Source organism: Kitasatospora aureofaciens (genome assembly GCF_019192735.1).
Taxonomy (GTDB): domain Bacteria; phylum Actinomycetota; class Actinomycetes; order Streptomycetales; family Streptomycetaceae; genus Kitasatospora; species Kitasatospora aureofaciens_A.
In genome coordinates, this window is record NZ_JAHTKP010000119.1 from 1 (window position 1) to 8,301 (window position 8,301).

Genomic DNA, 8,301 nt, shown 5'->3' on the forward strand with positions numbered 1-8,301 from the left:
GCGCTCGACCGCGCCGCGGGCGACCGCGCCCGCGCCGCGCCCGGCGCCGGTGAACGGGAAGGCCAGCCGGGCCACCCGGCGGCCCCGGCCGGCCCGGGCGGCGAGCACCCGGTCCACCGCCCGCCAGGTGACGTCGCTCGCGTAGGCGACGGTCCGGGCGGCCTCGTAGACCTGACGCAGCAGGGCGTCCGCGTCCAGCACGCCGAGCCGCTCGGCGACCTGGTCCTGGTCCTGGAGGCTGAGCCGCTCGGTGGCCCGGCCGGTGGCCAGGTGCAGTGCGTCGCGGACGTCGGCGAGGCGCAGCGCCGCGGCGTCGAGCCCGTCCCGGGGGGCGTCGGCGAGCCAGGTCGCGGCGACGGCGTTGAGCGCGACGACGTCGCGCAGGCCGCCGCGGGCCTCCTTGAGGTCGGGCTCCAGCAGGAAGGACAGCTCGCCGTGCCGCTCGGCCCGCTCCCGGCCGAGTTCGCGCAGTTCGGGCAGCCGCGCGGGGGCGCTCGCGCGCCAGTCGGCGAGGACGGCGGAGCGCAGGGCGGCGGTGAGCGACTGGTCCCCGGCGATGTGGCGGGCGTCCAGGAGGCCGAGCTGGGCCTTGAGGTCGGCGGCGGCGACCGCCCGCGCCTCGGCGACGGTGCGTACCGAGTGGTCGAGCGCGGTGCCCGCGTCCCACACGGGGTACCAGATCCGCTCGGGCAGGGCCCGGTCGAGCGGGCCGGCGTGCAGCAGCAGGACGTCGAGGTCGCTGCGCGGGGACAGTTCGCCGCGCCCGTAGCCGCCGACGGCGACCAGGGCGACCCCGGCGGGGGCGCCGGCGGCCGTGAGCAGGCCCTCCAGCCAGTCGTCGGTGAGGTCGGCGAGCGCGGTGCGGCGGTCGCGGCCGCCGGGCCTGGGGGCCGCGAGCAGCGCGGCCCGGGCGGCGCTGTAGTCGGAAGGACTGGTCTCGGTGGTCATGCGGGGTCCCGTCCGTCGTGCGGTTGAGCGGGGTGGCACCGACGGGCCGCGGGTGGGCGGCCGGGCGCCGATACGCCGCCGGCGGACCCGCGACCCCTGGGGATCGCGGGCCCGCCCGCGGTGCGTCACATCGATGTCATCCGAGTGGGAATCAGAGCGCGTCCGGACCGCGCTCGCCGGTGCGGACCCGCACGGCCGTGTCGACCGGGATGCTCCACACCTTGCCGTCGCCGATCTTGCCGGTCCGGGCGGCCTTCACCAGGACGTCGATCAGCTGGTCGGCGTCGTCGTCCTCGACCAGGACCTCGATCCTGATCTTGGGTACCAGGTCCACGGTGTACTCGGCGCCGCGGTAGACCTCGGTGTGGCCGCGCTGGCGGCCGTAGCCGCTGGCCTCGGTGACGGTCAGCCCGTGCACCCCGAAGGCCTGCAGGGCGGCCTTCACGTCGTCCAGGCGGTGCGGCTTGATCACGGCGGTGATGAGCTTCATCAGGCGTCGACCTCGGTCTTCTCGGCGGTCTTCTCGGCGGTCTGGGTGACAGCGGGATTGGTGGCAGCGGACCCGGCGGTCGCGGAAGCCGCGGCCGGAGCCAGGACGGCCCGGGCCAGGCCCGCGCCCACGGCGCTGAAATCGTAGGCGGACTCGGCGTGTTCGGCCTGGTCGATGCCGGCCACCTCGACCTCCTCGGCGACCCGGAAGCCGACCGTCTTGTCGATCGCCTTGGCCAGCAGCCAGGACAGGACGAAGGAGTACACCGCGACCACGGCCACGCCCATCGCCTGCTTGCCGAGCTGGTCCAGCCCGCCGCCGTAGAAGAGGCCCTTGGCGGTCTGGCCGACCCCGCCGGTGGCGAACAGGCCGATCAGCAGCGAGCCGATCGCGCCGCCGACCGCGTGGACGCCCACCACGTCGAGCGAGTCGTCGAAGCCGAACCGGTACTTGAGGGAGACGGCGGCGGCGCAGACCGCGCCCGCGATCAGGCCGATCGCCACCGCGCCGAGCGGGCTGACCGAGCCGCAGGCCGGGGTGATGGCGACCAGGCCGGCCACCGCGCCGGAGGCGGCGCCCAGGGTGGTGAACGCGCCGTGCTTCAGCTTCTCGAAGATCAGCCAGCCGACCAGCGCGGCGCCGGTCGCGACCTGGGTGTTGACCAGGGCCATCGCGGCGACGCCGTTGGCGGCCAGCGCCGAGCCCGCGTTGAAGCCGAACCAGCCGAACCACAGCAGGCCGGAGCCGAGCATCACCAGCGGCAGGCTGTGCGGGCGCATCGGGTCCTTCTTGAAGCCGACCCGCTTGCCCAGCACCAGGCAGAGCGCGAGGCCCGCCACGCCGGCGTTGATGTGCACGGCCGTCCCGCCGGCGAAGTCGATCACGCCGTTGCGGTCGCCCAGCCAGCCGCCCTTGCCGCCGTCGGTGAAGAACACCCAGTGCGCGACCGGGAAGTAGACGACGGTCACCCACAGCGCGACGAACAGGCCCCAGGCGGAGAACTTGGCGCGGTCCGCGATGGCGCCGCTGATCAGCGCCGGGGTGATGATGGCGAACATCAGCTGGAACGCGGAGAAGGCGGTGACCGGGATCGTGCCGGTCAGGTCGTTCAGGCCGATGCCGCGCATCCCGAGGAAGTCGAGGTTGCCGATCAGACCGGCGCCGGCGTCGGGCCCGAAGCTGAGCGTGTACCCGTAGAGGACCCAGAGCACGCTGACGATGCCGAGCGAGAGGAAGCTCATCGCCAGCATGTTCAGTGTGCTCTTGGCCCTGACCATGCCCCCGTAGAAGAAGGCCAGGCCCGGGGTCATCACCATGACCAGGGCCGCACTGATGAGCACGAAGGCGGTGTCGCCCGCGCTGAAGCCGTCCGGCATCGGCGTCTCCTCTGCGTGAAAGCCGCTCCACCACCCGGGTACCTGTCCCGTGCCACCCGGGGTGTCGGCGATGAAGAGGAGAGTGCCGAAGGCTGGTTTCGGCCAGTGCGACCGGTTGTTTCACAGCCGTGACGCGTGCGACGCGCGGGTTACGCCTGCGTGAACCACGGCCCCGCCGCGGCGCCGAATGGGCTACCGTGCCGCCGCACGCCACGGCCGGTGCCGGAAAAGCCACCGACCGTGGCGGCGGCGGCCGTCACGGTCGGTGGGGGTCACGGGCCCGGGGGGCTCACACCACCGAGACGTACTCCGGGATGTCCTGGACGACCCTCTCCTTCAGCCGGCTGACCGCGTCCACGCCCTTGAACCGGGCCGCCGCGGCCTCCGTGGTCTTGCGCACCCGCGAGTTCAGCCGCTCCGAGCGGACCTTGGTGGCGATGTCCACCGCCTGCTCGGCCATCACCGCGGCCTGCTCCGCCTCCTTCTGCAGCAGATGCACGCTGGCCATGCCGATCAGGTTGAAGGCGTACGAGCGGACGTGGTCGCCGTCCTGGCGGAACAGGTCCACGGCGCGCTCCATCACCGGCGCGGACATCGAGGCGTACAGCTCGGAGTTGTCCGAGTGGTAGGCGAGGTCGCGGAAGGAGTGCGCGTTCTCGGCGTTCAACTCGGCCGGGGAGAAGAACTTCAGCCAGTCCGGCTCCCCGTCCCCCTCGCGGATGTCGGTGAAGGTGTCCTCGGCCAGCCGCACCGCCCGGGCGCAGCGGTTCACCTCGCCGATGGTGGCGTACGCGCGCGCCTCCATCGCGTACAGCAGGGCCTGCTGGCGCGGGGTGGCGGTGTCGCGGCTGCCGTACTGCGCGAGGTGGATCAGCTCCAGGGCGTCCTCGCCGCGGTTGAGGTGGATCATCTGGCGGCTCATGTCGGTGAGGATCAGCGCGCCGAACGGGCGGTCGCCGGCCTCCTTGGCGGCGTGCAGCGCCAGCACGTAGTACTTCTGCGCGCTCGGGTGCATGCCGACGTCGTACGACATCCACCCGGCCAGGTGCGCGAGCTCGGCGGTGAGGCGGAACAGCCGCTTGGTGGTGTGCTCGTGGTACGTCTCCTGCAGCAGGTCGGTGACCTCGTGCAACTGGCCGACGACGGCCTTGCGGCGCAGCCCACCGCCGTTCTGCGCGTCCCACTGGCGGAACATGACCGTGGTCTGCTCCAGCAGTTCGAGCTCGGGCTCGGAGAGCCGGCCGGTGAACGCCTCGCCGCCGTTGGCCGCGGTCAGGATCGGGGTGGGGGTGCCGTTCGGGCCGGGGGCGAGCCAGCGCTGCATCGGCTCGATCAGCGCGGCGCCCGCGGTCAGGGCGAGCGAGGTGCCGAGGAAGCCCCGCCGGTTGAGCATCAGGTCACTGCGGGAGTAGTCACTGATCAGCTGGACGGTCTGCGGCGCGCTCCACGGCAGGTCGACGCCGCCGCCGACGGTGGAGACCGGGATCGCGGCGCGCAGCCCGAGGTCCTCGATGGAGACGACCGAGCCGAAGCGCTCGGAGAAGAGCTCCGACATGATCTTGGGGATCGGCTCGCGGGGCTGCTCACCGTCGAGCCAGCGGCGCACGCGGGAGGTGTCGGTGGAGACGTGGTGGGCGCCGATCTGCCGGGCCCGGCGGTTGACCTGGCGGGCCAACTCCCCCTTGGACCAGCCGCTGCGGGCGAACCACGTGGTCAGCTTCTCATTGGGTTGCTTCTCTGCCATGGGAACGTCCCCATCCCGCCCGGCCCCTGCGGGGCCCCGATCGTGACCGCCCGACGGTTGCGGGCTCTTGCCAGACGTGCCGTGCCTGTGGTGCTGTCATGCTGCTTGTCGCACTGGTGTGCCAGGGCCGCGGACGGGGTGTCAGTTCCCTCAACTCCCGTGCCCCGACGGCCCGGAGCTGACTCCCCGGCGACGTCCGTGTGCTGAACGTAATGCCCCGCGCGGGGCCCGTGGGAGCGCCCCTGGCGAAACGCCACCTTTCGCCACCCCCAGGAGTGAACCGAAGCAAGGGGGCACACGCTTCACTGGATAGTCCCGGCGGTCCGGCATATGCGGGCAGCCAAGTCCCCGCGCAACCCCGGCAGCCCGGCAATCCACCGCAGCCACCGGCGAGTTTGCCGTCCGTCCGCCCGACGGCCGCCTCGCGCACACGACGATCCGGCATCCGCACAGCCGCCACAAGGCGGCGCCCGAGGCGCACCACCACAAAAGGCGCACGCCACGCGCTGCGCGCCGCATCCGCACAACGCACCACGCAGCGGACAATCAACACAAAGTCACCATCCCGTAACCATCGGCAACGAGAACCTGTTGGGGGAGGCATGGACAACCTGTTCGGCGAACTTCGACTGGGGCACCTGCGGCTCGCACCGCTGGGCGCGCGCCGCCGCACCAAGGTCACCGCGTCCCAGGCCGCAGCGGAGTACACCGGCCGCTGGGGCTGGGCGGTCTCCGTCGGCGATCAGACCGACGCCGGCACCGCCCCGTGCCCCTGCGGCTCCGCCCGCTGCGCCGCACCCGGTCTGCACCCGGTGCCCGGCGTCGAGGGCGCGGCCCGCACCGCCGACGCCGAGAGCTCCGTCCTGTTCCCCACCGGCCGCGCGTTCGACGTCCTGGACGTCCCCGAGCAGGCCGGCCTCCAGGCGCTGGTCCGGCTGGAGCGGATGGGCACCCAGGTCGGCCCGGTGCTGGCCGCGCCCACCGGCCGGCTGCACTTCCTGGTCGCCGCCGGCACCGCCCGCCGCCTGCCCGACCTGCTGTACCGGATGGGCTGGGACGACGCCGCGCTGGACCTGACCTGCCACGGTGAGGGCAGCTACGTCGCCGCCCCGCCCACCGTGCTCGCCGGCCTCGGCCCGGTCCGCTGGCTGCGCCGCCCCACCCGCGACAACGCCGGCTGCCCGCCCGAGGCCCGACTGCTGCTCGGCACCCTCGCCTACGCCTGCCACCGCGGCCGCGAGCGCACCGCCGAACCGGCCTGGATCGCCTCGTAACTCGCCCGCTCGCCTCCGGGCGCGCCCTTCGGCTCGGGGCGGCGGCACGCAAAAGGGCCCGCCCCTCGCGGAGCGGACCCTTCGGACGTCGGGCGACTCAGTCCCCGATCAGCGCGTCCACGAACGCACCCGGCTCGAACGGTGCCAGGTCGTCCGCACCCTCGCCGAGACCGATCAGCTTGACCGGCACACCCAGCTCGCGCTGGACCGCGACGACGATGCCGCCCTTGGCGGTGCCGTCCAGCTTGGTCAGCACGATGCCCGTGATGTCGACCACCTCGGCGAACACCCGGGCCTGGACCAGCCCGTTCTGACCGGTGGTGGCGTCCAGCACCAGCAGCACCTCGTCCACCGGGCCGTGCTTCTCGACGACCCGCTTGACCTTGCCCAGCTCGTCCATCAGGCCGGTCTTGGTGTGCAGCCGGCCGGCGGTGTCCACCAGAACGGTGTCGGCGCCCTCGGCGATGCCCTCCTTGACCGCGTCGAACGCGACCGACGCCGGGTCGCCACTCTCCGGGCCGCGCACGGTCCGCGCGCCGACCCGCTCGCCCCAGGTCTGCAGCTGGTCCGCGGCGGCGGCACGGAAGGTGTCGGCCGCGCCGAGCACCACCTTGCGGCCGTCGGCGACCAGGACGCGGGCCAGCTTGCCGGTGGTGGTGGTCTTGCCGACGCCGTTGACGCCGACGACCAGGACCACGGCCGGGCCCTCCTCGTGCTTGGTGGAGTGGACGGTGCGGTCGGCGTCCTTGCCGATCAGGTCGACCAGTTCCTCGCGCAGCAGCCCGCGCAGATCGTCGGGCGTGCGGGTGCCGAGCACCTTCACCCGGGTGCGCAGCCGCTCGACCAGCTCCTGGGTGGGAGCGACGCCAACGTCGGCGGTGAGCAGGGTGTCCTCGATCTCCTCCCAGGTGTCCTCGTCCAGGTGCTCGCGGGAGAGCAGCGAGAGCAGGCCCTTGCCGAGCGAGTTCTGCGAGCGGGAGAGCCGGGAGCGCAGCCGGACCAGCCGGCCGGCGGTGGGCTCGGGGACCTCGATGGCCGGAGCCGCCTCGGCCTCGGCGGCCTCGACGACCTCGGCCTCGGGGGCCTCGGGGAGCGCCACCTCCTCGATGGTGCGCCGGGGCTCCTCGGTCGGCGGCGCGGCCTCCTCGCCGACCTGGGGCTCGCGCGGGGTGGTCGGGGGCGCCGTGATGACCGGCGCCTGCGACTTGGGGGGCAGTTGCTGGCGTCGTCTGCCGGAAACGACGAGGCCTGCGATCGCACCGATGACGATCACGGCGATGACTACGGCAAGAATCACGTATTCCATAACGGTCCCCAGTATCCGTGACCGGACCCCGGAAGGACCGCACCCGAGCCGGACCGATGCGGTACGGACCTCAAACCGATGCGGTACGGACCGCCCGTGGGCGCTCGCGGTGCTCTTCGCGCAGGCGCTGGCTGATCACCTGGGAGATGCCGTCGCCCTGCATGGTCACGCCGTAGAGGGCGTCGGCCGACTCCATGGTCAGCTTCTGGTGGGTGATCACGATCAGCTGGGAGCTCTCCCGCAGCTCCTCCATGATCGCGATCAGCCGGCGCAGGTTGGTCTCGTCCAGCGCCGCCTCCACCTCGTCCATCACGTAGAACGGGCTGGGCCGCGCCTTGAAGATCGCCACCAGCAGCGCCACCGCGGTCAGCGAGCGCTCGCCGCCGGACAGCAGCGACAGCCGCTTGACCTTCTTGCCCGGCGGACGGGCCTCCACCTCGACGCCGGTGGTGAGCATGTTGTCCGGGTCGGTCAGCACCAGCCGGCCCTCCCCGCCCGGGAAGAGCCGGGCGAAGACGCCCTCGAACTGGGCGGCGGTGTCGTGGTACGCCGAAGTGAACAGCTGCTCGACCCGCTCGTCCACGTCCCGGACGATGTCCAGCAGGTCGCGCCGGCTGCGCTTGAGGTCGTCCAGCTGCTCGCCGAGGAACCGGTGGCGTTCTTCCAGCGCGGCGAACTCCTCCAGCGCCAGCGGGTTGACCTTGCCGAGCTGCTGGTACGCCCGCTCGGCCGCGCGGAGCCGCTTCTCCTGCTCGGCCCGGTCGTACGGGTACGGCTCGCCCGGCTCCGGCTCGTCCTCCCCGGCGACCTCGGCGCCCGACGTCCCGGACGACGGCGGGACGAGCTGGTCCGGCCCGTACGAGGCGAGCAGCTCGCCGCCGTCGATGCCGAACTCCTCCAGCGCGCGGGCCTCCAACTGCTCGATCCGTAGCCGCTTCTCCGCCCGCAGCACCTCGTCGCGGTGGCCGGCGTCGACCAGCTTGTCCAGCTCCTCCTTGAGGCCGCGGCCCTGCTCGCGGTGGGCCCGGAGCTCGGTCTCGCGCCCGGTGCGCGCCTGTTCGACGGCGGCCCGCCCCGCGTCCGCGCGGGCCAGCGACACCTCCAGGCAGGCCAGCAGCTGCCGGGCACCCGCCGCGACGGCGTTCGCCACCCCGGCGTCGTGC

7 protein-coding genes are annotated in these 8,301 nt (G+C 73.1%); 1 reads left to right on the plus strand and 6 read right to left on the minus strand.

Annotated features, from left to right (window positions below):
* The 4 genes from KV557_RS40915 to nsdA all read right to left on the minus strand — a co-directional run.
* On the minus strand, positions 1–948 hold a 948-nt coding region (locus KV557_RS40915; RefSeq protein ID WP_218207156.1), incomplete at its 3' end, for a nucleotidyltransferase domain-containing protein.
* Positions 949–1,099: 151 nt separating this feature from the next.
* Positions 1,100–1,438, minus strand: a complete 339-nt coding sequence (locus KV557_RS40920) for a P-II family nitrogen regulator (RefSeq protein ID WP_218207157.1) — start codon at positions 1,436–1,438, stop codon at positions 1,100–1,102.
* The gene (locus tag KV557_RS40925) at positions 1,438–2,814 is read right to left on the minus strand and encodes an ammonium transporter (RefSeq protein WP_218207158.1); all 1,377 of its coding nucleotides are present in this window, start codon (positions 2,812–2,814) and stop codon (positions 1,438–1,440) included. The genes KV557_RS40920 and KV557_RS40925 overlap by 1 nt, the downstream gene beginning before the upstream one ends.
* 289 nt (positions 2,815–3,103) lie before the next feature.
* Complete coding sequence (gene nsdA / locus KV557_RS40930) at positions 3,104–4,558, minus strand: transcriptional repressor NsdA (protein ID WP_218207159.1); 1,455 nt, start codon at positions 4,556–4,558, stop codon at positions 3,104–3,106.
* A gap of 602 nt (positions 4,559–5,160) precedes the next feature.
* Between nsdA and KV557_RS40935 the strand changes: the two genes are divergently transcribed.
* Positions 5,161–5,832, plus strand: coding sequence for a bifunctional DNA primase/polymerase (locus tag KV557_RS40935; RefSeq protein ID WP_218207160.1), 672 nt, complete (start codon positions 5,161–5,163; stop codon positions 5,830–5,832).
* 97 nt (positions 5,833–5,929) lie between these two features.
* Here KV557_RS40935 and ftsY read toward each other — a convergent pair whose 3' ends face one another.
* Together ftsY and KV557_RS40945 are read right to left on the minus strand one after the other, a co-directional pair.
* On the minus strand, positions 5,930–7,138 hold the full coding sequence (gene ftsY / locus KV557_RS40940; RefSeq protein WP_218207161.1) for a signal recognition particle-docking protein FtsY: 1,209 nt from the start codon (positions 7,136–7,138) through the stop codon (positions 5,930–5,932).
* A 70-nt stretch (positions 7,139–7,208) separates the two neighbouring features.
* Positions 7,209–8,301: AAA family ATPase (locus tag KV557_RS40945; RefSeq protein WP_218207163.1), on the minus strand; the 1,093-nt coding region annotated here is incomplete at its 5' end.

Bases quoted from the DNA above. Each gene is read 5' to 3' on its own strand.
- KV557_RS40920 (WP_218207157.1), bottom strand. From the start codon at position 1,438: ATGAAGCTCATCACCGCCGTGATCAAGCCGCACCGCCTGGACGACGTG.
- KV557_RS40925 (WP_218207158.1), bottom strand. From the start codon at position 2,814: ATGCCGGACGGCTTCAGCGCGGGCGACACCGCCTTCGTGCTCATCAGT.
- nsdA (WP_218207159.1), bottom strand. From the start codon at position 4,558: ATGGCAGAGAAGCAACCCAATGAGAAGCTGACCACGTGGTTCGCCCGC.
- KV557_RS40935 (WP_218207160.1), top strand. From the start codon at position 5,161: ATGGACAACCTGTTCGGCGAACTTCGACTGGGGCACCTGCGGCTCGCA.
- ftsY (WP_218207161.1), bottom strand. From the start codon at position 7,138: ATGGAATACGTGATTCTTGCCGTAGTCATCGCCGTGATCGTCATCGGT.